The following is a 23,253-nucleotide window of genomic DNA, read 5'->3' as shown; positions in this document are numbered from 1 at the left end:
AGGGTTCCTTGCGAAGAGGCAGTGACGAGCGACCGAGTGTACGAATAGACTGGCCTGCCCGTTCAGGCCAGTTTCTTCACTTGCGGCAGACCACATGGCAACCACGTTCGAGCTTGAAACCCTGAAGATGCGCGTCAACGACGCCGAGTTCGCGCCGCTGGACCTGCACCAGCGCATCCAGCGTGCCCTGCGCGCACTGATCCTTGAAGGCGCCCTGGCCGGCGGCGTCAAGCTGCCCGCCAGCCGCGCCCTGGCCAAGTCGCTGGGGGTCGCCCGCGACACCGTCGAGAACGCCTACGTGCAGTTGCAGCGCGATGGCTACATCCTGCGTCGCGAGGGCTCGGGCAGCTATGTCTCGGACAGCCTTGGCGCCGAACTGCGCGGCAGCACGCAACGGCGCATCCGCGCCCAGGCACAAAAACGCAGCGATCTGCAGCCCGGCCAGGGCCTGAGCCAGCGCGGACGCATACTGTTCGACAACGGCGGCGTCAGCGACCAGCAGGCAATCAAGGCCTTTGCCACCGGCCTGCCGGAAACCCGCTCGTTCCCGCTGGAGGTCTGGGAACGCCTGCAGCGCCAGGCCGTTAAAGACCATCGCGGCAACATCCTGCTGCACGGCGACCCACAAGGCAGCGAGGCCCTGCGCAAGGCCATTGCCACCTACCTGAACCTAGAACGCGGCGCCAAGGTGGCGCCCGAGCAGGTGCTGGTGCTCAGCAGTACCCGTCAGGCACTGTTCCTTTGCGCGCAGATGCTGGTCGACGCCGGCAAACCGATCCTGCTGGAGAACCCCGGCTACTTTGGCGCGAAGAAGGCCTTTGAAGCGGCGCAAGCGCGGGTCGTGCCGATCGACGTCGATGCCCACGGCATCCGCACCGACCTGTTGCGAGCCGACCGCAGCGGTGCCAGTTGCGTGTACGTCACCCCGTCGCACCAGTATCCCACGGGCGCGACCCTGAGCCTGGAGCGGCGCCTGGAGCTGATCAACTGGGCAGCGGAAAACGGCAAGTGGATCATCGAGGACGACTACGACAGCGAGTTCCACTACGACGGCCTGCCGACCGCCTGCGTGCAGGGCCTGGACCGCCACCAGCGCACCCTCTACATCGGCACCTTCAGCAAGACCCTCTATCCCGGCCTGCGCATCGGCTACATGGTGCTGCCAACGCAACTGGTGGCGCCGTTCAGTGCGGCGCGCAGCATTGTCGACGGACACACGCCGCAGGTCCTGCAACTGACCCTGGCGCGCTTCATGGACGACGGCCACTACAACGCCCATGTACGCGCCATGCGCAAACTCTACGGCGGGCGCCGAGCGTGCCTGCTCGACGCCATTGGCAAGCACCTGGCGGGCATCGTCACGGCCATGCGCCCGCCGGGTGGCCTGCAGATTCCCTGTTTGCTGGAGCCAGGCTGGTCAGAACAACAAACCCTGCGCCTGGCCGCCCGCGCCGGTGTGCAGTTGCCGGGGCTCAGCCGTTTGTATGCCGGTGAACATAAACAACAGGGCTGGTTGCTGGGCTATTCATCGCTGACGGCCAGCGAGATCGAAACGGCAATCCGGCAACTGGCCAAGGCCCTCTGCAGGAGCGGGCTTGACCCGCGATGAAGCCCGTTCAACCAACACATCAGGCGGCGCTCGCTGAAAGGCCAACCTCAATCGCTCGATCACCTGCTCGATCGAAGGCCCCTCGACCGCTGGCGGCGTCGGGCTTTCAGCGAACTCGCGCCAGATGTACAGGGTCAGCTCGGCGCCATCGGTGGCCGTTGCCGGGCAGGATAGCAATCCCGACGAGCGCCTTCACCCCGCCTGCCCGTCACGCTCCTTGAGCAGTTGCTGGATCACCTGCTCCTGGGTGTCGTAGGCCCCTTCGCCAAAGTGCACATAGCGCACCTGGCCGCTGCCATCGACGATGTAGTGCGCCGGCCAGAACTGGTTGCCGAAGGCGTTCCAGATCGCATAGTCGTTGTCGATGGCCACCGGGTAGGCGATATCCAGTTTCGCCACTTGCTCGCGCACATTGTCGACCACCCGCTCTTCGGGGTATTCCGGGGTGTGCACGCCGATCACCACCAGGCCCTGATCAGCGTAGCGCTTGGCCCAGGTGTTGACGTGCGGCAGGCTGCGCCGGCAGTTGATGCACTCGTAGGTCCAGAAGTCCACCAGTACCACCTTGCCCTTGAGCGCTTCGCGGTCCAGCGGCGGCGAGTTGAGCCACTGCACGGCGCCGGCCAGTTCCGGCATCGGCCCCAGCACTTCAAGGCTTGAAGGCGTGCCAGCGAACAGGCGGTTGCCAAGGCCCGCCACCGCCAGCAGCACGGCCAGCAGTGCGGCGATGCCCAGCACCCGGCGGCGGGTAGTGATGACGTTGATGCTCATGTACGAACCTCCCTGATCGATGGCTTAACCGCCGTCATTGCAGTCGCTGGCAAATTTCAGGTACTGCAGGCGGTGTTCCTTGCCCTGGGAATCAAGGTAGTCCATTTGCGCATTGACCACGCCGCAGCCAATCCTGCTGTCCTCGTGCAGGGCCAGGACCTTGTGCACATCCAGTTGCTGGCCGTAGCGATACTGCTGCACCGGTACGGTGTCGTCGGCCTGGGCAGCAACGGTGCCGAGGCTGAGCAGGCTAAACAGGCTGGCAGTGGCAAGGGTCTTGATGTTCATGGCGGTACTCCCGAATCAGCGTTGCAAGGAGGTGGAGGGTTCCACCCCGTTGCTGTCTATTGCAGGCCCGCCAGGTATCGCCGATGTGTCCGGATCAGCCCGCTTTGCCTCCCCAGGTATCTATGGCCACAGCAGATACACTGCAATACAAAGCCCGGCAGGCAAGCACTACCGGGCTCGGTACACTTGCCCCACCACCACGGGAGCCGGACGATGGAACATGTCGATCACATCCTGATCGTCGACGATGATCGCGAGATCAGGGAGCTGGTAGGCAACTACTTGAAAAAGAACGGGTTGCGCACGACCATCGTCGCCGACGGCCGGCAGATGCGCGCCTTTCTCGAATCCGATGTGGTCGACCTGATCGTGCTCGACATCATGATGCCCGGTGACGATGGCCTGCTACTGTGCCGCGAACTGCGCGCCGGCAAGCACAAGGCCACGCCGGTGCTGATGCTGACCGCCCGCAACGACGAAACCGACCGCATCATCGGCCTGGAAATGGGCGCCGACGACTACCTGACCAAACCCTTCTCGGCCCGCGAGCTACTGGCGCGGATCAACGCGGTGCTGCGCCGTACGCGCATGCTGCCGCCGAACCTGACCATCAGCGAAAGCAGCCGCCTGATCGGCTTCGGCCACTGGCGCCTGGATACCACGGCGCGTCACCTGCTCGATGCCGACGGCACCCTGGTGGCCCTGAGCGGCGCCGAGTACCGGCTGCTGCGGGTATTCCTTGATCATCCGCAACAGGTGCTCAGCCGCGAGCAACTGCTCAACCTCACCCAGGGCCGCGAGGCGGATATCTTCGACCGCTCCATTGACCTGCTGGTCAGCCGTCTGCGCCAGCGCTTGCAGGATGATGCCCGCGAACCGGCCTATATCAAGACAGTGCGCAGCGAGGGCTACGTGTTCTCCTTGCCTGTGCAACTGGTCGAGGCCTGAGCATGAACAACCTGCTGCGCTGGCCGCGCACACTCGCCTCGCGCCTGGCGCTGATCTTCTTCACCGGCCTGGTGCTGGCTTACGGCTTGTCGTTCAGTTTCCAGTTCTACGAGCGTTACCAGAGCTCGCGCTCGATGATGCTCGGCAACCTGGAGCAGGACGTCGCCACCTCCGTGGCCATCCTCGACCGCTTGCCGGCCGCCGAACGCACCGCCTGGCTGCCGCGCCTGGAGCGACGCACCTACCGCTACCGCCTGGATGCCGGCGAGCCCGGCCAGCGCCTGAGCATGGACGACGCGCCCATGGCCGCGCTGTCCATCGGCAAGGCCCTGGGTGGGCAGTATGTGCTGGATTACCAGAACATCCCCGGGCCCAAGCCGCACTTCCAGGTACGCCTGCGCCTGGCCGACGGCGCGCCGCTGAGCGTCGACGTCACCCCGGCGCCGGTACCCATGTCGAGCTGGCTGCCCGTGGTGCTGCTGATCCAGCTGGCACTTCTGTTGCTGTGCACCTGGCTGGCGGTGAAAATCGCGATCCGCCCGCTGACCCGCCTGGCCGAAGCGGTCGACCAGCTCGACCCCAACGCCCCGGGGCCGCAACTGGACGAAAGCGGCCCTCGGGAAGTGGTGTATGCCGCAGTGGCCTTCAACAGCCTGCAAGCACGCATCGGCGCCTACCTGAAAGAGCGCATGCAACTGCTGGCGGCGATCTCCCATGACCTGCAGACGCCGATCACGCGGATGAAGCTGCGGGTCGAAGCCATGGACAACAGCATCGACAGGGACAAGCTCTGGAGCGCCCTGGAGGCCATGGAGCACCTGGTGCGCGAAGGCGTGGCCTATGCCCGCAGCATCGATGGCAACAGCGAGGCGCCGTGCCGGGTTAATCTCGATGCCTTTCTCGACAGCCTGGTGTTCGACTACCAGGACAGCGGCCAGCAGGTCGAGCTGCAAGGCAAGAACGGCGCGCGGATCGAGACCCGCCCGCAAGCCTTGCGCCGGGTGCTAGTGAACCTGATCGACAATGCCCTGAAGTTCGCCGGCGCAGCGCAGCTTGAGGTGCAGACCGGTACCAGCCACAGCACCATTATCCGCGTGCTCGACCAGGGCCCGGGGATTCCCGCCGAAGAACTCGACGCGGTATTGCAGCCCTTCTACCGCATAGAGAACTCGCGCAACCGCAGCACCGGCGGCACCGGCCTGGGCCTGGCCATCGCCGCGCAGCTGACCCAGGCCATCGGCGGCACCTTGACCTTGAGCAACCGTGACGGTGGCGGCCTCTGCGCGCAAATCGAGCTGCACTGAAAGCCCCCTGCGACAGAGCAATACACAACTGCCCGGAAATACTCCTCCACAAGCGCACATTTGAGAATGAATGTTATTATCGTGAACGTTATCTACCGCCACGAGCTCGCGCCTTGTCCGCACCGACCCGTTACCTGCTGTCCGACTTCCACGCCCTGGGGCACCGCTACAACGTGCACTACAGCTTGCCCGAAGGCGATGGCGGCGAAGACGACCCGTGCCTGATGCAGGGGCGGATCAGCGAACATGGCCTGGCCCCCGGGTTCAGCCTGGTGCATTCGGATGTACAGCCCTATCACACGTTCCGCGCCGACTCACTGGACATGCCCGGCCTGTCCCTGGCCCTGGTGCTCGATGGCGAAGCAACGATCTCCTATACCGCTGTTCAACGCCTGCAACCCGGCACTTGCATGACCACCCTTTGCGCCGATGGTCGGCCGATGTCGGCGCTGCATCGGCGCGGTGCCAACCTGCGCGGGCTCAACCTGGCGGTGCGTCAGCCCGAAGATGTTGGTGAAGAGGCACTGGCCGACCTGATCCAGGCCCGGCTGCGCAGCCACGGCTCGGTTTTGAGCCATTGGCAATTGCCCGCTTATCTGCTGGCCAGCATAGAGGAGTTGCTGGCCGCACGCTGGCGAGGACCATTGCAGCACATTCTCTGCCAGGGCGTGAGCCTGCAACTGCTGGCCCACGCCCTGGCACAGTTCGAGCCAAAACCGACGAGCAGCACCCTCTGCGCTCGCGACCGACTGATGCTCGAACGGGTCCGCGAGCATCTGCACCTGCAACCCGGCGATGATCATAACCTGGCCGATCTCGCGCGTTTGGCATGCATGAGCAGCAGCTCGCTGCGCGGCAAGTTTCGCCTGCTGTATGGCCAGTCGGTGTTCGCCTACCTGCGTGACCGGCGCCTGGACCAAGCCCGGCAATTGCTCAACGAAGGTTGGCGCATTCAGCAGGCGGCGCACTATGTCGGGTACCGTCATGCCAGTAATTTTGCCACGGCATTTCGCCAGCGCTTCGGCCAGTCGCCGCGGGAAATCACCTGAGGTTCTCGCCTGCCTTATGCTTTGGCAGCGCCCATACAGGCTCTGGCATCCGGCAAAACTGAGAACCCAGGTAAATGTGAATAATACGCAGACGATAACTATACTCTGCGGAGAACTATTCCCATGCAGTACCGCCTTGCTCCTGCCGCTCGTCCTGTCCGCTTGCGCACGGCATTGTTGGGCAGCGCTTTCGTCACGCTGATCGCCAGCGCCGAAGAGCCCACCCAACCCGAAAGCGATCAGGTCCTGACCCTGCAGGCCATCGACATCCAGGGCGAGGCCTACCAGCCGCAAACCACCGAAGGCAGTGGCAGCTATACCACCGGGGCGATGTCCACCGCCATCGGTTTACCCTTGTCGATCAAGGAAACGCCACAGTCGGTGAGCGTGGTCACCCGCCAGCAGATCGAAGACCAGGAACTGACCACCACTGCCGATATTCTCAACACTGCGCCGGGCGTCTCCTACACCCGCAACGACAGCAATCGCCTGTCGTTTTCTGCTCGTGGATTTACCATCGACAACTTTCAGTTCGACGGTCTGGCTTCACCGATCAATGGATTGTGGAATTTTGGCGCCACCGAAATGGATTCGGCAATCTACGACCGGGTCGAAGTGGTACGCGGCTCCACAGGCCTGCTGACCGGTGCCGGCAGCCCATCGGCGGCAGTCAATTTCGTGCGCAAAAGACCATTGCCAGATTTCGCCGTGAGTGGCTCGGCGGGGGCCGGGCGCTGGGACGAGCGGCGCGGCGATATCGATGTGTCGACACCACTGAGCGCCGATGGCCGGATCGCGGCACGGGTGGTGGCAGCCTATTCGGACAAAGACAGCTACGTAAGCTTCCTCGACTATGGCTCACGTACCCTTTACGGCGTGATCAGCAGCGAGCTGACACCTAGCACGCGTCTGACCACCAGCATCGAGTACCAGAAAAACCAAACCAATGGCATGGGCAGCGGATTTCCGCTGTTCTACAGCGACGGTTCGCGCACCGATTTCGGCCGCTCGGCGGCGAACAACACCAAATGGGCCGACTTCGGAACCGAGTCGACCACGGCCTTCGTCGACCTCGAACATAGCCTGGACAATGACTGGAAACTGCGCGCCGCCTACAGCCGCTTCGATGGCAACTACCGCATGCGCTACCTCTATCGGGGCGGCTATCCGGACCGCGACAGCGGCCGCGGCATGAATGCCAGCTTCCTCAAGTACAACGGCGAACGCAGCCGCGACGACTGGCATCTGACGGCCAACGGACCGTTCCAGCTGCTGGGTCGCAGCCATGAGCTGGCCCTGGGCTGGATGAGCATCGACGATGACCTGAACATCGACCAGTTCCGCCCTCTGGGCGCGGTACCGGACACCGGCAACTTCATGGACTGGGGCATGGACCACATTGCGCAACCGGTCTGGTCAAGCACCCGCGCATCCGGTGACGCCACCCACACGAAACAGACCGGCAGCTACGCCGTGGTGCGTTTCTCGCTTGCCGACCCGCTGCACCTGATCATCGGCACACGGATCAGCGACTGGCAAATCGACCAGGATTACTACGGCAGTCAGCGCAAATACCGCTACCACAATGAGGTTACGCCTTACGCTGGCCTGATCTATGACATCGACAAGACTTACAGCGTGTACACCAGCTACACCAGCATCTTCAACCAGCAGAATGCCCGTAGCGCCGACGGCAGCATCCTCGATCCGGTGACCGGCGACAGCTACGAAGCGGGAATCAAGGCAGGCTACTTTGACGGTCGTCTGAATGCCGCTTTTGCGGTGTATCGCACCCAGCAGGAAGGCCTGGCCGAAGCCATCCCGGGAGTGAACGTGGAAGGCCAGGCCAATGAGCAAGCCTACAAGGCTGGCACGGGGGCGCGCGTCGACGGGTTTGACCTGGAACTGGCCGGGCAGCTCAGTGAAGTGTGGAACCTGTCGGCCAGCTACACCCATTTCATCGCCCGCAACAGCGACGGCGAAGCGATCAACAGCAACTTCCCGCGCAGCCAGGCCAAGCTGTTCAGCACCTACCGCCTAAGCGGTGCGTTAAGCCGCCTTACCCTCGGTGGTGGCGCTACCTGGCAGAGTGGTATCTCCCGTAACAATGTCGCCCGTCCCGGCGGCTTTACCGACCTTGAGCAAGGCAGCCATACCCTGTTCAACCTGATGGCGCGTTATCAACTTACCGATTACGTCAGCGTCAGCGCTCATGTCGACAACCTGTTCGACAAGCGCTATTACGAACAGGTCGGCTTCTACAGCCAGGGCTGGTGGGGCGAGCCGCGCAGCATGAGCATGGGTGTCCGGGCGGCATTTTGAAGGTCGGCGCTCAGCCTGGAGCCGGCGCCAGCACGGCGGTGATGCTGGCGAATGGAATACAGCGGCATTCATCATCGCAGGCGAAGTACAGCTGCAATTGGTGAGTGCGCCAGTCGATGCTGCGTACTTCGCCTGACTGGGTGTCCATCACTCCGTATTCGGCGGCAAAACAGCCGTACAGCACCACGGTGTCTCCAGGTTGATACAGGCGAAGACGCTCTTTGTTGTTGTCGTCCATGTCGGCATGGCTCCGGCCCTTGAGTCGGAATAATCACCATCTGCGGGCGGGCGCGCTACTGGTAAAAATACCAGGCACGACTCAGGCCGTTTTCTGTTGCGCCACCAGGGTCACCCAGTAACGGCTGCGCGCCTGCACCGCCACTGGCAAGCTGGCAGCCAGCAAGGCCAGGACCCGGTCCGTGTCATCCAGGCGGAAAGTGCCGGTGACTCTTAGCGACTCCAGCGCCGGATCCCAGCGCAGCCAGCCCGGGCGATAACGCGACAGTTCACGCAAAAACTGCCCCAGCGGCTGGTTATTGACACTCAACACACCGTCGCGCCAATCCGGTTGATGCGGATCGAAACGGTCCATGGCGCCACTGCCGTCGGCGTTGATGGTCAGTTGATCGCCAACCTGCAAGGCCAGCGCCGTGCCGTGGCGCGGCTGTACCTGCACCGAGCCATGCAGTACGGCGATACGGCACTGCTCGGCATCGCGGCGCAGGCAGACCTGGGCCTGGCCGACGCTCACCCGGGCCATGCCGAGATCGACGTGCAGCGCTTGTGCGCGGCTGACACTCAAGGCGATTTCGCCCTCGACCAACGTCAGGCGCTGGTGGGCAAGGTCAAGGTTGACGGCCGTTGCGGTGTTCAATTGCAGCAGGCTGCCATCGGCCAGGCGCACACCGCGGCGCTCGCCCACTGCGGTACGCAAGTCGGCGCGCAGAGCCTGCAGCGGCGTCTGCTGGCTGAGCAACCCGCCGGCGGGCAGTAGCAGTGCCAACGCCAGGCCGCGCTTGAGCAGGGTTCGGCGGCTCGTTTCGGGGCGATCCAGGCTGGCCATGGCCAAGGCTGGCGGCACCTCTTGAAAGCGCTGGCGCAAGCCTTCGGCGCGCTGCCAGATCTGCTCATGCTGCGGGTTGGCCGCGCGCCAGTGCTGCAACTGCTGCAGGTCATCAGCGCTGGCCCGCCCGGAATCGAGCAGGGCCAGCCAGCGCGCGGCGGTGCGGGCCAGTTGCCGGGATTCGCGAGTGACGGTGCGGTTCATAGCTCGACCAGCAGGCAATGCTCATAGGCCTGGGCCATGTAGCGCTTGACGGTACGCTCACTGACAGCCAGACGCTCGGCGATCTGTGCGTAGCTCAGGCCTTCGAGCTGCGACCAGAGAAACGCCCGACGCACCACTGCCGGTAAACCGTCGAGCAGTTCGTCCAGGGCCTGCAGGGTTTCCAGTAGCAGCCAGCGCTGCTCCGGCGAAGGCACCCGTGCCTCAGGCAGGTTGGCCAGGGCATCGAGGTAGGCGCGCTCCAGGCTGCGGCGCGTGTGGAAGTTGATCAGCAAACGCTTGCCGACGGTCAGCAGATAGGCCCGCGGTTCGCGCAACTCGCTGAGCACCTGGGGGCTGGCCAGCACCCGCAGGAAGGTGTCCTGGCTGAGGTCGGCGGCATCCCAGCGGTTGCCCAGGCGCTGGTACAGCCAGTGCTCAAGCCAGCTGCGATGCTCCCGATAGAGGCCATGCAGGGTCTGCTCGGTGGGGCCCGCCGCTTCGCTCATGTCAACGCACCTGGATTGATTAGACTCAAATGAGATTGATTCTAATTAATACCCCTGCGCAAACCAAGCGCTATTACATGGCTTTTATCATCTGCCAGCGCTGGCGCACTTCCCGCACCGTACTGGCCGATACCCCGCGCAGTTCGCGCGGATAGTCCACCTGCGGGTTTTCCTCGAAGCGCGTGGCACAGAACTGGCCGTTGCTGGCGCGCAGGATATAGCCGCTGTCCTGGCAATCGGCCGAGGCCAGGTACAGCACGCCGGGGACAACCCACTCGGGCTTGAGATCCTCGGGTTCGCCTTGCTGGCCCCACATGCGCGTGCGCGCCACCGGCGAAATCGCATTGACCCGAATCCCGTGCTCGGCGCCCTCGGCAGCCAGGGCGTTCATGATCCCCAATTGCGCCATCTTGCCGGCGGCGTAGGCGCCAAGGCCGATCTGCGCATGGCGCAGGTACATGGCCCGGTCGGAGGTGGTGAGCACGATGCGCCCGCTACCGGAGGCCTTGAGCGCAGGCCAGGCGTGCTTGCTCAGCCACAGCGGCGCGTGAACATTGATGGCCAGGGCGCGCTCGATGAAATCGGCGCTGCTGTCCTCGACATTCTGATAACCGACCCAGCCAGCGTTATGGACCAGCGCATCGAGGCCGCCAAAGGCGTCCAGTACCTTGGCAAGCAACTGCTGGCAGGCCTGTTCATCGCCAAGCTCGGCGCTGTGGCCGATCACCTGGTGGCCTTCGTTGCGCAAGGACTGGGCCGCGGCTTCGGCGATCGAAGCGTCGCTGCCACACCCCACGCGGTCGGTGCCAAGGTCGCTGATGACGACTTGAGCACCGGTTTCTGCCAGGGCACGGGCATAGGCCAGGCCCAGGCCACGGGCGCCGCCAGTGATGAGTACGGTTCTGGATGAAATCACAAGCAGTCTCCTGATGGGCCGTTCAGCCTAGCCAGTGAGCACTGCAAAGTTGAATACTATCGGGCTGACCCGCCGATATCCTGCCGATATCGATGCGCATCAAGGACGCCCGCCGTGATCGAAACCCGCCTGCTCCGCCAGTTCATCGCCGTGGCCGAAGAGCTGCACTTTCACCGCGCCGCCGAACGCCTGCACATGGCCCAGCCGCCCTTGAGCCAGGCCATTGGCAGGCTTGAACAGCGTCTGGGGTTTGCCCTGTTCACCCGTCACTCCCGAGGTGTTGCGCTGACCGCTGCCGGAGCGGCGTTTGTGCAAACAGCGCGGGCAACCCTGGCGACCTTGCAGCAAGGCATCGTCCAGGCCCGGCACGTGGCTGAAGGCATTGCCGGGCAGTTGCGCATCGGCAGCCTGGCGCTGGCCGGCTATCCACTGCTGCTCAATGCGCTCAAGCAGTTTCGCGCCGACTGGCCCAAGGTACAGCTGGACCTGCAGCAGGGATCGTCGGCGCAGTTGGTCGAGAACCTGCTCGATGGCCAGCTGGATATCGCCGTGGTCAGGCAATTGCCGATCATGAGCGAACGCCTGAGCAGCCGCTTGTTGCTGGAAGAGGAGATTCTGCTGGCGGTGCCGAGTGAACATTCTCACGCTGGCGAAACATCTGTCAGCCTGGCGGACTTTGCCGATGAAGATTTCGTCTTCACCCCACAAGCCTTGGGCGCCGGATACCATCAGCAACTGCTTGACCTGTGCCAAAGCGCAGGCTTTTACCCACGCATCAGCCAGCAGGCGGCGCAGTTGCAAACGCTGATCAACCTGGTGGGTTGCGGGTTCGGCATCGCTTTGGTGCCGGCGGCAGCCGCCCAGGCCAATGCCCAGCCGGGGGTACGCTTTTGCCATTTGCTGGGAGCCAGCCCGCGATTGGGTCTGTACCTGGTGTGGCGCAGCGACGATCCCTCGCCGCTGCCGGGGCGCTTTATCGCGTTGACTGAAAGCGCGGACACTGACCTTCGAGCCGATAACGCAAGGTAACCAGCTGGCCGCTGGAATCTTCATAGGTCATCAGCATCGGCGCCGCTTCGCAGCCGCGGGCCATGGGGGTCTGTTCGATCAGACGGGCGACATCCACGGATTTACCGTAGGTAAAGTCCTGGATGGTCGGGACGGTCTTGCCGGTTCTTGCTGCATAGGCCTGCACTGCCTGCTCATGGGCAACCAGACGCGCATCCTTTACCTCTGGTGCCGAAGCCAGCGCGCTTTGGCCGGCCAGCAGAACCACTGCGGCCAATACCAAACCTTGCTTGCGCTTCATTGGCGGATACCTCGAATGAAGTGAAATGACGACAGGAACAACGGCTTTGAGCTTACGCCCCTAATGGCATTTCAGCTACAAAGTGATATCGAGCGCCTGGCGCAATTGCTCGCCCCGGCTATCGGACGTGGCGCTGATCAGGGCGTAGTTGTAGTCACCCCGCGACCAGTAGCGTGCCTGCAACTGGCCGTCGGTTCGCTCACCGCTGGGCATGCGCGCATAGTGTTCGCCCGGCGAACGCAGGAACAGGCTGACGCGCTGGCCCTGGGCGTCCTCGAACAGCAACAGCGCCGCTGGCCCCTGCTCGTTGCTCAACAATCGTGCACCAACCGGGGTGAAGCCGTAGGCCGAGAGGTCCGGCAGGTTGCCGACATGGGCGAAGTGCTGGCCCAGCCAGGCTTGCAGGCGCGCCGGGTCCTGGGCGTTGAGGTCGAGGGCCTTGGCGTTGGCGAACAGCCGATGGGCCTGCACGGCATCGGCCATCGGCGGGTTGCTGGCCAGCAGGCTCGCCTCGCGCACCTGCCAGCCGCCCAGGCCGCCGATGCCCAGGGTCACCAGCAATACCGCGGCACTGGCCCAGCGCCGCTGCCGGCGACGACGCAACGCGCGGCGCACGTTGGCCGGGTCCAGACGCAGATTGGCTGCCTGCCCGGCAAAGCCGGACAGCGCCGCGCGCAACTGGCGGGCATCGTTACGCCAGGCCTCGACCCGCGCCGCCTGTTCGGGGTTGGCCGCCAGGTACAGCTCCACCGCCCGACGCCGCTCGCTGTCCAGGCGTTCGTCGACATAGGCGTGCAGTTCGTGGTCAGACGGAATCAAGCTCATTTCAACCTCCGCAGCGCCGGGGGCGGCGTATTGCCCTCAGCCAGTTCGCGCATGGCCGCGCGAGCGCGCGACAAGCGTGACATTATCGTGCCGATCGGCACATCCAGGGCCTGGGCGGCCTCCTTGTAGCTCAGGCCTTCGACGCTGACCAGCAACAGCAAGGCGCGCTGCTCGGTAGGCAATTGCGCAAACGCCGCCAGGCCCGACTGGGCAACGACGATGTCTTCGGTGTTGCTGCCCGCCTCCTCGCCGCGGCCGAACCAGGCCAGCCAGCGCGCCTGACGGCGTTCGCGGCGCTTACCGTCGATAAACTGCCGGTGCAGGATCGAGAACAGCCAGGCGCGCAGGCTGGCGTCTTCGCGTTGTTGAGCGCGGCGGCTGAGGGCGCGCTCGAGGGTGGCCTGGACCAGGTCGTCGGCGCTGCTGGCCTCGCGGGTCAGCCACAGGGCGAAGCGGCGCAGGCGCTGGAGCATCTGGCGCAATTGCTCGTCGTCTAGTTCGTTCATTGCCGCAGTCTTGGCCTGTAGGCGATCAGTGTACGAGGCAGACGCTGGTGGTGAAGAATTATTCCCTGGTGCTGGAATAAATTTCTGCCCCACGCGTCGTACCGGCTCATTCACTGACCCGGATCACCGCCATGAGCACTCCGTTACACGGTCGCTCCCGCGCCCTGCGCCTGGCTGCCATTGGCCTCGGGCTTACCGCCCTGGCCACCGGCTTTGCCTATGCTGCCGGCTGGATCGGCGCCGAGCGCCTGACCCCGAAGCGCTTTATCGACACCTTCGAAACCCAGGCCGGGCACTACCCCGGCTACCGTAAGAATCACGCCAAGGGCCTGTGCGTCAGCGGCTATTTCCTGAGCAGCGGGCAGGCGGCGAGCCTGTCCACTGCCCGGGTGTTCAACCAGAGCAACGTAGCGGTGATCGGTCGCTTCGCCATCGGCGGCGCCAACCCCCACAGCCCTGACGCCAGCGTGCCGACCCGTAGCCTGGCGCTGCAACTGAGCACGGACGATGGCCAGCAGTGGCGCACCGGCATGAACACCCCGCCGGTGCTGGCTGTGGGTACGCCTGAAGCCTTCTACCAGCAGGTACTGGCCATGAGCCCGGACCCGGCCACCGGCAAACCCGACCCCGCGCGCCTGCAGGCGTTTTTCGCCGCCCACCCGGAAAGTGCCGCCTTTCGCCAATGGGCCAAGGACTACAAGGCCTCCGACAGTTTCGCCAGCACCAGCTACAACAGCATCAACGCCTTTGCCCTGATCGATGCCAGCGGCAAGGCCCACTACGTGCGCTGGAGCCTGTTGCCACAAACGCCGTTCAGCGCGCTGCCGGCAAAGGTCGACGACAACGACTACCTGCAGCATGACCTGCGCCAGCGCCTGAGCCAGGGCCCGCTGCGCTGGACCCTGCAATTGACCCTGGCAGCTGCCGGCGATGCAGTCGACGACCCAAGCCAGCCCTGGCCCGCACAACGCCCCACGGTGAACGCCGGCACCCTGGTGCTCGACCAGGTCGATGCCGCGGAACGAGGCGCCTGTCGCGACCTGAACTTCGACCCGCTGATTCTACCGAGCGGCATCAGGCCTTCGGCCGACCCGATCCTCGCTGCCCGCTCGGCGGCCTATTCGGAATCCTTCAACCGCCGCAGCCGTGAAGCCGCGCAGCTGGGAGCTCGCCCATGAAACCTGTTGCCTTCCATCCCCTGGCCCGCCTGCTCCATTGGCTGATGGCCGTGCTGATCCTGGCCATGCTGTTCGTCGGCGTGAGCATGGTCAGCGACCTGTCGCCGCGCCACACCTGGCTGGTCAGCCTGCACAAGGCCATTGGCCTGGCGCTGTTGCTGCTGGTGCTCGTGCGCATTGGCGTGCGCCTGAGCCTGGCGCCCCCGCCGCTGCCCGACGACATGCCGCCAGTGCAACGCTGGGCGGCGAAAGCTTCGCACCTGTTGCTCTACGGGCTGATGCTGGCGATGCCGGTGCTTGGCTGGGGCATGCAGTCTGCAGGAGGCTATCCGCTGCCATTACAACTCCCGGCACTGCTGCCCCACGACCTGCCGCTGTATGCCCTGCTGCGCCAGGCCCACGGCTGGCTGGCCTATGTGTTGTTCGCCACCGTGCTGCTGCACCTGGGCGCGGCACTGGTGCACGGGCTGGTACGCCGTGACGGCGTGCTGCGCAGCATGTGGCCGGGGCCGCTGCCAAAGAATTAATATCTTAATTATTTTATGCTCAGGTCCAATTGCACCCACAAGAGGTCTATTCAAAAATAAAGATAATATGTTAACAATATAGGCAGAGACACCTGGCACCCGCCACACACAACAACAAAAAAAGGTAGCCCCATGCTTCTGCCCCGTTCGCTGACGGTGAGTGCCGGCCTGTGCGCCGCATTCACCTCCTACATCGCCCAGGCCGAGTTCATCAAGGACAGCAAGGCCAGCCTTGAGACACGCAACTTCTACTTCAGCCGCGACTTTCGCCAGAGCGGCGCGCCGCAGAGCCAGGCGCGGGAATGGGCCCAGGGTTTTATCCTGAAAATGGAGTCGGGCTTTACCGAAGGCACCGTAGGCTTCGGCCTCGATGCCCTGGGTGAACTGGGGGTCAAGCTCGACTCCAGCCGCGACCGTCGCGGTACCGGCCTGCTGCCCTTCGGCGCCAGCCAGGAACCGGTGGACGACTACAGTGAACTGGGCCTGACCGCCAAGCTGCGGGTCAGCAAGACCACGCTCAAGCTCGGCACCCTGCAACCGATGCTGCCGGTGGCGGCGATCAACGACGTGCGCCTGCTGCCTTCGACCTACAGCGGCGGCCTGCTGACCTCCCAGGACATCGACGGCCTGACCCTGAACCTCGGCCGCCTGGAAAAACAGAACCTGCGCGATTCCTCGAGCAACGACGAAATGAGCTACGCCGGGGTCGAGAGCAATCATCTGGACCTGGCCGGTGGCACCTACGCGGTCAACCCGCGCCTGGCGGTCAGTTATTACTACGCGCAGATGCAGGACATCTACCGCCAGCACTACGCCGGGCTGGTCCACGACCTGCCCCTGGCCGAAGGCATCAACCTGCGCAGCGACCTGCGTTACTTCGACACCCGCGAACAAGGCAGCCACGACCTGCGCGCCGCCTCGCGGGTTGACGGCGGCAAGATCGACAACCGCTTCTTCAACGGCATGCTCACCCTCGGCGTGGGTGCGCACAAGTTCGGCCTCGGTTACCAGAACCTGTCCGGCGACGGCGATTTTGCCTACCCGGGCCTGGACCCCTACTCGGTCAACCTGGTCACCGTGAACGTCTTCACCAAGGCCGAAACCGATGCCTGGCAGGCGCGCTACGACTACAACTTCGCCGCGCTCGGTCTGCCGGGCTTGAGCTTCATGACCCGCTATGTCAATGGCAGCCATATCGAAACCGCCAGCGTCAGCGGCGGCAAGGAATGGGAGCGCGATACCGACATTGCCTACGTGGTGCAAAGCGGTCCGCTGAAGAATGTCAGCGTGCGCCTGCGCAACGCCACCTTTCGCTCCAGCAGCGGTTTGACCACGGACATCGACGAGAACCGCCTGATCGTCGGCTACACCCTGGCCCTCTGGTAACGCGGCTGGCGGCCGTGTGAAAACAACCCTTTATTAGTTTTTTGGGAATGCTTATCATCTGCATCATTTTTCCGGGATGCAGCCAGGATGAGCGCACCGCCGTCACCGCCCAATGCCGAGCTCGGCCAGCTCTATCAGCACCATCACCTGTGGCTGCAACACTGGCTGCGCCGGCGCCTGAGCTGCCCGCAACGGGCGGCGGACCTGATGCAGGACACTTTCGTGCGCATCCTCGCCTCCTCCGAGGCGCTGGAACTGGTGCGCCTGCTGCGTGAGCCGCGTAACTACCTGGCGACGGTGGCGCGGCGGGTGATGATCGATCATTTCCGCCGTCAGCAACTGGAACGCGCTTACTTGGAAGCACTGGCCGCGCAACCGGAAGCCGAACAGATCTCCACCGAAGAGCAGGTGCTGATTCTGGAAACCCTGCGTGAAATTGACCAGTTGCTGGCCGGCTGTGGCGCCAAGGCGCGCAAGGCGTTTCTGATGGCCAACTGGCTGGGCATGACCTACGTGGAAATCGCCGAGGCCCTGGGCGTGTCGCTGACTACGGTGAAAAAGTACCTGATCAAGACCACCGAGCGCTGCCTGCTGCTCGCCTACGACGCCCAGCCATGACGGAGCGCGAGCGCCAACGCCAGGCCCTGAAAGCCGCCGCCCGCTGGCATGTGCAACTGGCCGCCGGCGATGCCCCGGCCGAACTGCACCAGGCCTGGCAGCTATGGCTGGCCAGCGCCGCGGAGCATCGCTGGGCCTGGGCGCGGGTCGAGCAATTGCAGGGGCGCCTGGCCAGTGTGCCCGGGGCGCTGGCCTTCGACACCTTGCAGCGCAGCGAAGCTGAGGGCTTGCCCCGGCGCAGCGTGCTCAAGGGTCTGCTGCTGGCCACCGGCCTGGGCCTTGGCGGCTGGGGCAGCTATCGCAGCCAGCCGGCGCAGCACTGGCTGGCTGATGTTCACAGCGCCACCGGTGAAATTCGTCACCTTACCCTGGACGACGGCAGCCAGTTGGTGCTCGACACCGCCAGCGCCGTGGACATTCGCTTCGACCACCAGCAACGGCTGATTCGCTTGCGTCACGGGCGGATCTTTCTTACCAGTGGCAAAGACAGCCGCCAACGCCCCTTGCGAGTGGAAACCGCTCAAGGCCTGGTCGAAGCCCTGGGCACGCGCTTCAGCGTTGAGCAGCGCGACACCGCCAGCCGGGTCGAAGTCTTCGAGCATGCGGTGCGCATCAACCCGCACCAGGCGCCGGCACGTCGACTGCACGCCGGCCAGCGCTGCCAGTTCGACAGCCATGTGGTGCATGCCGCGCAGACCGTCGCCAGCAGCGAAGCGGCCTGGACCGGCGGGCACCTGATTGTCGAAGACTGGCGCCTGGGCGATTTGCTCGAAGAGCTCGGCCGCTACCGGCCAGGGCTGTTGTCTTACTCCAACGAACTGAACGGGCTACGGGTATCCGGGACCTTTTCCCTCACAGACAGCGATGCGGCGCTGTCGGCGCTGGCCACGTCGTTCAAGCTCCAGGTGCGTCGCTACAACCGCTTCTGGGTCAGCGTCGGCCTGAGTTAAAAAAATTTCAGCGAGGGGTGCCTGTTTCTTTTCGTTCGTCCGCCTCTGTAGGAAATAATCTCATTTGCGAACGAAGAGGATTTCCATGCAACCCCGCTTCCCCCGTGCCCTTCTACCCCACCTGATTGGCAGCCACCTGCTGGCTGCCGCCCTGGTCCTGCCCCTGCTACCCCTCGCCATTGCCCAGGCCGCAGAGACCGAAAGCGCCAGCAGCGGCCAGGTATTCGCCATTGAAGCGGGTTCCCTGAGCCGGGTGCTGGGCAGCTTTGCCGCAGCGGCCGGAGTCAACCTGTCGTATGACGCCCAGTTGACTGCCAGCCTGCAAAGCCAAGGCCTGCAGGGCCGCTTCGGGGTACTCGAAGGGTTGAGCCAGATCCTCGCCGGCAGCGGCCTGCAAGCGTTCCGCCAGGCTGACGGCAGCTACTCGATCCGCCCGCTGCCGGCCAGCAACGGTGCACTGGAACTGGGCGCCACCACCATCGGCGCCAGCACCCTCAACACCGGCATGGAAACCACCGACAGCCTCACGGTGCGCCAGGTCAGCTTTGCCAAGGGCGAGCACTCACTGCGCGAGACGCCGCAGTCGGTGACGGTGATCACCCGCAAGATGATGGACGAGCAGAACCTCACCACCCTCGAACAGGTGATGGAGAAAACCCCGGGGATCACCGTGCATGACTCGCCCATGGGCGGTAAATACTTCTACTCGCGCGGTTTCATGCTTGCCGGCCAGTACCAGTACGACGGTGTGCCGCTGGACCTCGGTGGCAACTACGTGCAGGCCAACAGTTTTGCCAGCGACATGGCCTACTACGACCGCGTCGAAGTGCTGCGCGGTGCCGCCGGCATGCTCAAGGGCTCCGGCAGCTCCGCCGGTGGCGTCAACTTCATCCGCAAGCGCGGACAGGAAAAGGCCGCTACCAGCGTCAGCCTTTCGGCAGGCTCCTGGGACAACTACCGCGCCCAGCTCGACACCGGCGGCCCGCTGAACGCGTCCGGCAGCCTGCGTGGCCGGTTGGTGGTCGCCGGGCAGGACCGCCAATACTTCTACGACATGGGCAAGCGCGACGACCAGGTGGTCTATGGCGCCCTCGACTACGACTTCAACGACGCCACCACCCTCGGCATCGGCGCCGCCTACGAGAAGCTCAATGCCACCCCGTGCTGGCAGGGCCTGCCGCGCTACAGCGATGGTTCGGACCTGAAGCTGTCGCGCTCCACCTGCCTGGGCGCGACCTGGAACAGCTGGGAAAGCCAGCGGGTCAACCTGTTCGCCGACCTCACCCATCACTTCAATGACCAGTGGCTGTTGAAAGTCGCGGCCATGCACAGCCACAACACCCAGGACATGCAGTACGCCATGACCCTGGGCAGCGTGCCGGTCGGCAGCAGCTCGGCCAACAACCCGCTGTACTCCGGCCTGTTCGACTACGACCAGCACGACTACGGCATGGACGCCTACCTGGATGGCAAATTCAACGCCTGGGGCCTGGAGCACGAGCTGATCATCGGTGCCAACGCCAGCCGGGCCAAGGGCAGCGACACCTACGCGCTGATCAACATGACCCAGTTGCTTGGCACCACCATGGACCCGTTCGCGCCCAACCGCGACATTCCCAAGCCGCCGGACAGCCTGTACCAGACCGCCTCCTACCGCGGCGGCCCGCTGCCGGTGGAAAGCGACACCCGGCAGATCGGCACCTATGCCACCTTGCGCCTGAAACTGGCCGAGCCCTTGACCCTGGTGCTTGGCAGCCGGGTCAGCTGGTACCGCAGCCAGCGCGATTCCTACACCCAGGCCTGGGACTACTGGCAGCATGACCGCAGCCAGGAAAACGGCCAGGTCACGCCGTTTGCTGCGCTGATCTACGACCTGGACGACACCTGGTCGGTGTACGGCAGCTACGCTGATATCTTCCAGCCGCAAGGCACTTACACCGACGCCCAGGGCAGCCCGCTGCAACCCAAGACCGGCGCCAACTACGAGCTGGGGATCAAGGGCGAATGGTTCGATGGCGGCCTGAACGCGGCGTTCAACCTGTTCCGCACCATCGAGGCGCACCGCGCCGAAGCCGACTATAACTCGGTATGCGCCGGCTCCTCCGACGGTTACTGCTACAGCGACAAGGGCAAGGTCCGCGCCCAGGGCTTCGAGGCCGAACTCAGCGGCGAGCTGGCCGAGCGCCTGCAGGTGCTGGCCGGCTACACCTACACCGAGCTTGAATACCTCAAGACCAATACCAACAGCCAGGACGCGACCTTCACCGCCAGCTATGTGCCACGCCATCTGTTGCGGGTCTGGGCCGACTATCAGCTGGACGGCCCGCTGCAACGCTGGAGCCTGGGCGGTGGGGTCAATGCGCAAAGCGACAACCACTACCAGGACCGCGCGGCGAAAACCGTACAGCCCGGCTATGCAATCTGGAACGCGCGCCTGGGCTACCAGCTGGATGACAACTGGAGTATCGCCGTCAACGGCAACAACCTGTTCGACAAGCATTACTACTCCAGCGTCGGCGCCCTGGCCTGGGGCAACTTCTATGGTGAGCCGCGCAATTTCATGGTGACCCTCAAAGGCGATTTCTGACGCAGGTGATTTGCGGTCGACGCCGACAGATGACAATCGTTATCATCTTCTGCCGGTCGTCGACCGCCTTGCCCTCACCTGCCCTGGATAGCCCATGACCACCGCAACGGACCCTGCCATGCTCGACGAACCCGAGCGATCTACCTTCGACCTACGCCCGTTACTGGCGGCCAACATGGCCTGCACCATGGCGATGATGGCTTTCGTGTCCTTGATCGGCCCGATTGCCCGCACGCTCGGTCTGGCCACCTGGCAGGCCGGCGCAGCGGTGACGGTTGCCGGGGTGATCTGGATGCTCCTGGCACACACCTGGGGCCGAGCCAGTGACCGGCTGGGACGGCGCAAGGTGCTGTTGCTTGGCACCGCAGGCTTCACCGCGGCCTATTGGGCGTTATGCCTGTTCATCGATACCGCCTTGCACCTGCTGCCCAGTGCCGCCCTGGCCTTTGCCGGGCTGGTGCTTGGCCGCGGCTTGATCGGCGCCTTCTACGCCGCTCTGCCGGTCGCTGGCGCAGCGCTGATTGCCGATAACATCGAACCTCAGCACCGCGCTCGGGCAATGGCTTCGCTGGGTGCGGCCAACGCCTTCGGCCTGGTGATCGGCCCGGCGCTGGCAGCGGTCCTGGCCCGCTACAGCCTGAGCCTGCCGTTCTATGTGATGGCGGTGCTACCGATGCTGGCGTTCCTGGTGCTGCTGCTCAAGCTCAAGCGTCAGGAACTGCACCTCAAGCAGCCACCCCGCCCGGTACGCCTGGCCGACCCGCGCCTGCGCCAGCCGTTGCTGGTGGCTTTCGTGGCGATGCTCAGTGTCTCGGTGGCGCAAATCACCGTCGGCTTCTTCGCCCTCGACCGTCTGGGCATGGACCCGGCCGATGCGGCGCAAACCGCCGGGGTTGCCCTGACCATGGTCGGCGTGGCGCTGATCCTGTCGCAGATCCTGGTGCGCAAACTCGAGTGGCCACCGCTGCGGATGATCCGCGTCGGCGCCAGCATCGCCGCCGTGGGCTTTGCCGCCAGCGCCCTGGCCACCAGCGCCGTGGGTTTGTGGGCGTGTTTCTTTTTCTCGGCCTGCGGCATGGGCTGGGTGTTCCCGGCGTTCTCGGCGCTGGCGGCCAATGCCATGGACGCCTCCGAACAAGGCGCCACGGCCGGTTCCATCGGCGCCGTGCAGGGCCTGGGCGTGGTCATCGGGCCGCTGGCCGGAACCCTGATCTACGCCGTCGATCCACGCCTGCCATACCTGATCGTGGGTGCCTTGTTATTGCTGGTGGGGTTTTGGCCGATGCCGCGGCGTCAGGGCTGAGCGGGTTTGGGTTTCGCGCATTCGTCGAAACCCTTGACGGTGTCGCGGCGGATCAACTGCAGTTCCTTTGTCGTCGCCGTGATAGGCCGCGCGTAATAGATGCCGTCGGCCTCGGCGAGGATTTTCATTGACTCGGTCGGCCCCTGCTCGGTATTGAGCACAATGCAGGTCCTGCCGCCCGAGCCCGACACTTGCAGGGCGTAACCGCCAATTTTTGCAGCTGCTTCGGGGAACAGCCCCACAACCATCAGCAGCAAAGTGAAGCTCACCATCAAAGGGCGAAAGACATTTTTTTGCCGATGGAAATGCACCATCATTGCCACCACCAGGACTTGCACAATCACCAGCACCAGCACTTCCAGAGCCATGATCGGCAGGAATGTCGAGGCTGAGCCGGCCAGCTCGCCCACCAGTGTTTCGACGACAGCTGTGACTTGCAGAAGCACCAGCAGTTGCAACCCGGCGCTGCACAAAGCAATCGTGTAAAACTCGCCACGTTCGGGCTTGTCGAGATCCGTAGGAACCAGCCAATGGATAAATCCTACAAAGGTTGCTACGGCAATCAGCCCGACCGGCAACAGCACCAGCCAGTACCAGTCCATGGGGCCTATCTGAATCACGAAATACCCGGAAAACGCCAGGAACAATGCCAATGCGAGGGAGCCCGCAAGCCACGCCAGGCTCACTGCGCCCCGGCTCTTCCCCTCCAGCTGATCAGCCAGACGCCTACCCTTGGCATCCAGGCGCTGGAACAGCACCATGGTCGGCAGCAGGATGTTGGTGCTGAGCACCACGATCACGAAGATCATCATGGCAAACATGATTGGCAATGCCGTAATCACCGCCCCCGAAGTAATACTCAAGGGGATCTTCTCGACCTGGATGTACTGGTGCAGATAGAGCCCGGACAGGAATAGCAGACACCCCCCTAGTGGCCAGGCACGATCATTTATCCAGAGCAAACCATCACTCAACTGCCTGGCGTACTCGCGCAAGCTGCTATTGCCCTCGGGGATAGGTTCAAGCTGGCTCATCCAACACTCCCTGTCGTTGTGGCGTGCAAAATCGGGCCCGCAACACCTGC

At 64.1% G+C, this 23,253-nt stretch carries 23 protein-coding genes and 1 pseudogene; 13 read left to right on the top strand and 11 right to left on the bottom strand.

Annotated features, from left to right (window positions below):
• The first annotated feature begins 94 nt into the window (after positions 1-94).
• Complete coding sequence (locus JV241A_RS09735; RefSeq protein WP_100782468.1) at positions 95-1,609, top strand: PLP-dependent aminotransferase family protein; 1,515 nt, start codon at positions 95-97, stop codon at positions 1,607-1,609.
• Between the two features lie 36 nt (positions 1,610-1,645).
• Here JV241A_RS09735 and JV241A_RS27610 read toward each other — a convergent pair.
• The 3 genes and pseudogenes from JV241A_RS27610 to JV241A_RS09720 all read right to left on the bottom strand — a co-directional run.
• A pseudogene (locus tag JV241A_RS27610) lies at positions 1,646-1,765 on the bottom strand (HIT family protein); the annotation flags it as partial.
• Between the two features lie 36 nt (positions 1,766-1,801).
• Positions 1,802-2,380 (bottom strand): thioredoxin family protein, encoded by a 579-nt coding sequence (locus tag JV241A_RS09725; protein WP_134062213.1) that lies wholly within the window; start codon positions 2,378-2,380, stop codon positions 1,802-1,804.
• Positions 2,381-2,404: 24 nt separating this feature from the next.
• Positions 2,405-2,668: a DUF2790 domain-containing protein gene (locus JV241A_RS09720; RefSeq protein ID WP_115087425.1), complete on the bottom strand. Its 264-nt coding sequence runs from the start codon at positions 2,666-2,668 to the stop codon at positions 2,405-2,407.
• 213 nt (positions 2,669-2,881) lie between these two features.
• Between JV241A_RS09720 and JV241A_RS09715 the strand changes: the two genes are divergently transcribed.
• The 4 genes from JV241A_RS09715 to JV241A_RS09700 all read left to right on the top strand — a co-directional run bounded on the left by JV241A_RS09715 (position 2,882) and on the right by JV241A_RS09700 (position 8,291).
• Complete coding sequence (locus tag JV241A_RS09715) at positions 2,882-3,616, top strand: response regulator (protein WP_115087427.1); 735 nt, start codon at positions 2,882-2,884, stop codon at positions 3,614-3,616.
• Positions 3,617-3,630: 14 nt separating this feature from the next.
• Positions 3,631-4,920, top strand: a complete 1,290-nt coding sequence (locus tag JV241A_RS09710; protein ID WP_115087667.1) for a HAMP domain-containing sensor histidine kinase — start codon at positions 3,631-3,633, stop codon at positions 4,918-4,920.
• 113 nt (positions 4,921-5,033) lie between these two features.
• Entirely contained in the window at positions 5,034-5,969 is a 936-nt protein-coding gene (locus tag JV241A_RS09705) for a helix-turn-helix transcriptional regulator (protein ID WP_134062211.1), read from the top strand.
• Positions 5,970-6,092: 123 nt separating this feature from the next.
• Complete coding sequence (locus tag JV241A_RS09700; RefSeq protein WP_134062209.1) at positions 6,093-8,291, top strand: TonB-dependent siderophore receptor; 2,199 nt, start codon at positions 6,093-6,095, stop codon at positions 8,289-8,291.
• A 10-nt stretch (positions 8,292-8,301) separates the two neighbouring features.
• Here the strand turns inward: JV241A_RS09700 and JV241A_RS09695 are convergent, their stop codons facing one another.
• The 4 genes from JV241A_RS09695 to JV241A_RS09680 form a co-directional block, all read right to left on the bottom strand.
• The gene (locus JV241A_RS09695) at positions 8,302-8,529 is read right to left on the bottom strand and encodes a hypothetical protein (RefSeq protein ID WP_115087432.1); all 228 of its coding nucleotides are present in this window, start codon (positions 8,527-8,529) and stop codon (positions 8,302-8,304) included.
• An 81-nt stretch (positions 8,530-8,610) separates the two neighbouring features.
• Positions 8,611-9,558: a FecR domain-containing protein gene (locus tag JV241A_RS09690; protein WP_134062207.1), complete on the bottom strand. Its 948-nt coding sequence runs from the start codon at positions 9,556-9,558 to the stop codon at positions 8,611-8,613.
• Positions 9,555-10,064 (bottom strand): sigma-70 family RNA polymerase sigma factor, encoded by a 510-nt coding sequence (locus tag JV241A_RS09685; RefSeq protein WP_115087436.1) that lies wholly within the window; start codon positions 10,062-10,064, stop codon positions 9,555-9,557. Before JV241A_RS09685 ends, JV241A_RS09690 begins: the two co-directional genes overlap by 4 nt.
• Before the next feature lie 73 nt (positions 10,065-10,137).
• The gene (locus JV241A_RS09680; RefSeq protein ID WP_115087438.1) at positions 10,138-10,986 is read right to left on the bottom strand and encodes an SDR family oxidoreductase; all 849 of its coding nucleotides are present in this window, start codon (positions 10,984-10,986) and stop codon (positions 10,138-10,140) included.
• A gap of 108 nt (positions 10,987-11,094) precedes the next feature.
• Between JV241A_RS09680 and JV241A_RS09675 the strand changes: the two genes are divergently transcribed.
• Positions 11,095-12,009, top strand: a complete 915-nt coding sequence (locus JV241A_RS09675) for a LysR substrate-binding domain-containing protein (RefSeq protein ID WP_134062205.1) — start codon at positions 11,095-11,097, stop codon at positions 12,007-12,009.
• Here the strand turns inward: JV241A_RS09675 and JV241A_RS09670 are convergent.
• From JV241A_RS09670 to JV241A_RS09660, 3 genes are all read right to left on the bottom strand, one after another.
• Positions 11,954-12,289 (bottom strand): DUF2790 domain-containing protein, encoded by a 336-nt coding sequence (locus tag JV241A_RS09670; RefSeq protein WP_134062203.1) that lies wholly within the window; start codon positions 12,287-12,289, stop codon positions 11,954-11,956. The genes JV241A_RS09675 and JV241A_RS09670 overlap by 56 nt on opposite strands.
• 75 nt (positions 12,290-12,364) lie before the next feature.
• A complete protein-coding gene (locus tag JV241A_RS09665) occupies positions 12,365-13,114 on the bottom strand; it encodes an anti-sigma factor (protein WP_134062201.1) in 750 nt (249 codons plus the stop codon).
• Positions 13,111-13,620: a sigma-70 family RNA polymerase sigma factor gene (locus JV241A_RS09660; RefSeq protein ID WP_134062199.1), complete on the bottom strand. Its 510-nt coding sequence runs from the start codon at positions 13,618-13,620 to the stop codon at positions 13,111-13,113. Before JV241A_RS09660 ends, JV241A_RS09665 begins: the two co-directional genes overlap by 4 nt.
• Positions 13,621-13,751: 131 nt before the next feature.
• On the opposite strand from JV241A_RS09660, the gene JV241A_RS09655 reads away from it, so the two are divergent.
• The 7 genes from JV241A_RS09655 to JV241A_RS09625 all read left to right on the top strand — a co-directional run bounded on the left by JV241A_RS09655 (position 13,752) and on the right by JV241A_RS09625 (position 22,169).
• Entirely contained in the window at positions 13,752-14,798 is a 1,047-nt protein-coding gene (locus tag JV241A_RS09655) for a catalase family peroxidase (protein ID WP_134062197.1), read from the top strand.
• The gene (locus JV241A_RS09650) at positions 14,795-15,325 is read left to right on the top strand and encodes a cytochrome b/b6 domain-containing protein (RefSeq protein WP_115087449.1); all 531 of its coding nucleotides are present in this window, start codon (positions 14,795-14,797) and stop codon (positions 15,323-15,325) included. Before JV241A_RS09655 ends, JV241A_RS09650 begins: the two co-directional genes overlap by 4 nt.
• Before the next feature lie 132 nt (positions 15,326-15,457).
• Complete coding sequence (locus tag JV241A_RS09645) at positions 15,458-16,711, top strand: OprD family porin (protein ID WP_134062195.1); 1,254 nt, start codon at positions 15,458-15,460, stop codon at positions 16,709-16,711.
• A gap of 87 nt (positions 16,712-16,798) precedes the next feature.
• The gene (locus JV241A_RS09640; RefSeq protein ID WP_115087453.1) at positions 16,799-17,329 is read left to right on the top strand and encodes a sigma-70 family RNA polymerase sigma factor; all 531 of its coding nucleotides are present in this window, start codon (positions 16,799-16,801) and stop codon (positions 17,327-17,329) included.
• A complete protein-coding gene (locus tag JV241A_RS09635; RefSeq protein ID WP_134062193.1) occupies positions 17,326-18,279 on the top strand; it encodes a FecR domain-containing protein in 954 nt (317 codons plus the stop codon). Before JV241A_RS09640 ends, JV241A_RS09635 begins: the two co-directional genes overlap by 4 nt.
• A gap of 85 nt (positions 18,280-18,364) precedes the next feature.
• On the top strand, positions 18,365-20,866 hold the full coding sequence (locus JV241A_RS09630; protein WP_134062191.1) for a TonB-dependent siderophore receptor: 2,502 nt from the start codon (positions 18,365-18,367) through the stop codon (positions 20,864-20,866).
• Between the two features lie 94 nt (positions 20,867-20,960).
• Positions 20,961-22,169: an MFS transporter gene (locus tag JV241A_RS09625; protein WP_134062189.1), complete on the top strand. Its 1,209-nt coding sequence runs from the start codon at positions 20,961-20,963 to the stop codon at positions 22,167-22,169.
• Here the strand turns inward: JV241A_RS09625 and JV241A_RS09620 are convergent.
• Positions 22,160-23,203, bottom strand: coding sequence for a hypothetical protein (locus JV241A_RS09620; protein WP_134062187.1), 1,044 nt, complete (start codon positions 23,201-23,203; stop codon positions 22,160-22,162). The two genes, JV241A_RS09625 and JV241A_RS09620, sit on opposite strands and share 10 nt — an antisense overlap.
• Positions 23,204-23,253 lie beyond the last annotated feature (50 nt).

This window comes from Pseudomonas sp. JV241A (assembly GCF_900275665.1).
In the GTDB taxonomy this organism is placed as follows: Bacteria; Pseudomonadota; Gammaproteobacteria; order Pseudomonadales; family Pseudomonadaceae; genus Aquipseudomonas; species Aquipseudomonas wadenswilerensis.
Note: the sequence above shows the minus strand (reverse complement) of the source record. Positions and strands in the feature narration are given on the sequence as shown.

Coding starts and splice junctions, on each gene's coding strand:
- JV241A_RS09620 (WP_134062187.1), bottom strand. CDS start 23,203: ATGAGCCAGCTTGAACCTATCCCCGAGGGCAATAGCAGCTTGCGCGAG.
- JV241A_RS09715 (WP_115087427.1), top strand. CDS start 2,882: ATGGAACATGTCGATCACATCCTGATCGTCGACGATGATCGCGAGATC.
- JV241A_RS09630 (WP_134062191.1), top strand. CDS start 18,365: ATGCAACCCCGCTTCCCCCGTGCCCTTCTACCCCACCTGATTGGCAGC.
- JV241A_RS09670 (WP_134062203.1), bottom strand. CDS start 12,289: ATGAAGCGCAAGCAAGGTTTGGTATTGGCCGCAGTGGTTCTGCTGGCC.
- JV241A_RS09735 (WP_100782468.1), top strand. CDS start 95: ATGGCAACCACGTTCGAGCTTGAAACCCTGAAGATGCGCGTCAACGAC.
- JV241A_RS09700 (WP_134062209.1), top strand. CDS start 6,093: ATGCAGTACCGCCTTGCTCCTGCCGCTCGTCCTGTCCGCTTGCGCACG.
- JV241A_RS09665 (WP_134062201.1), bottom strand. CDS start 13,114: ATGAGCTTGATTCCGTCTGACCACGAACTGCACGCCTATGTCGACGAA.
- JV241A_RS09640 (WP_115087453.1), top strand. CDS start 16,799: ATGAGCGCACCGCCGTCACCGCCCAATGCCGAGCTCGGCCAGCTCTAT.
- JV241A_RS09725 (WP_134062213.1), bottom strand. CDS start 2,380: ATGAGCATCAACGTCATCACTACCCGCCGCCGGGTGCTGGGCATCGCC.
- JV241A_RS09645 (WP_134062195.1), top strand. CDS start 15,458: ATGCTTCTGCCCCGTTCGCTGACGGTGAGTGCCGGCCTGTGCGCCGCA.
- JV241A_RS09695 (WP_115087432.1), bottom strand. CDS start 8,529: ATGGACGACAACAACAAAGAGCGTCTTCGCCTGTATCAACCTGGAGAC.
- JV241A_RS09635 (WP_134062193.1), top strand. CDS start 17,326: ATGACGGAGCGCGAGCGCCAACGCCAGGCCCTGAAAGCCGCCGCCCGC.
- JV241A_RS09720 (WP_115087425.1), bottom strand. CDS start 2,668: ATGAACATCAAGACCCTTGCCACTGCCAGCCTGTTTAGCCTGCTCAGC.
- JV241A_RS09660 (WP_134062199.1), bottom strand. CDS start 13,620: ATGAACGAACTAGACGACGAGCAATTGCGCCAGATGCTCCAGCGCCTG.
- JV241A_RS09655 (WP_134062197.1), top strand. CDS start 13,752: ATGAGCACTCCGTTACACGGTCGCTCCCGCGCCCTGCGCCTGGCTGCC.
- JV241A_RS09690 (WP_134062207.1), bottom strand. CDS start 9,558: ATGAACCGCACCGTCACTCGCGAATCCCGGCAACTGGCCCGCACCGCC.
- JV241A_RS09650 (WP_115087449.1), top strand. CDS start 14,795: ATGAAACCTGTTGCCTTCCATCCCCTGGCCCGCCTGCTCCATTGGCTG.
- JV241A_RS09625 (WP_134062189.1), top strand. CDS start 20,961: ATGACCACCGCAACGGACCCTGCCATGCTCGACGAACCCGAGCGATCT.
- JV241A_RS09685 (WP_115087436.1), bottom strand. CDS start 10,064: ATGAGCGAAGCGGCGGGCCCCACCGAGCAGACCCTGCATGGCCTCTAT.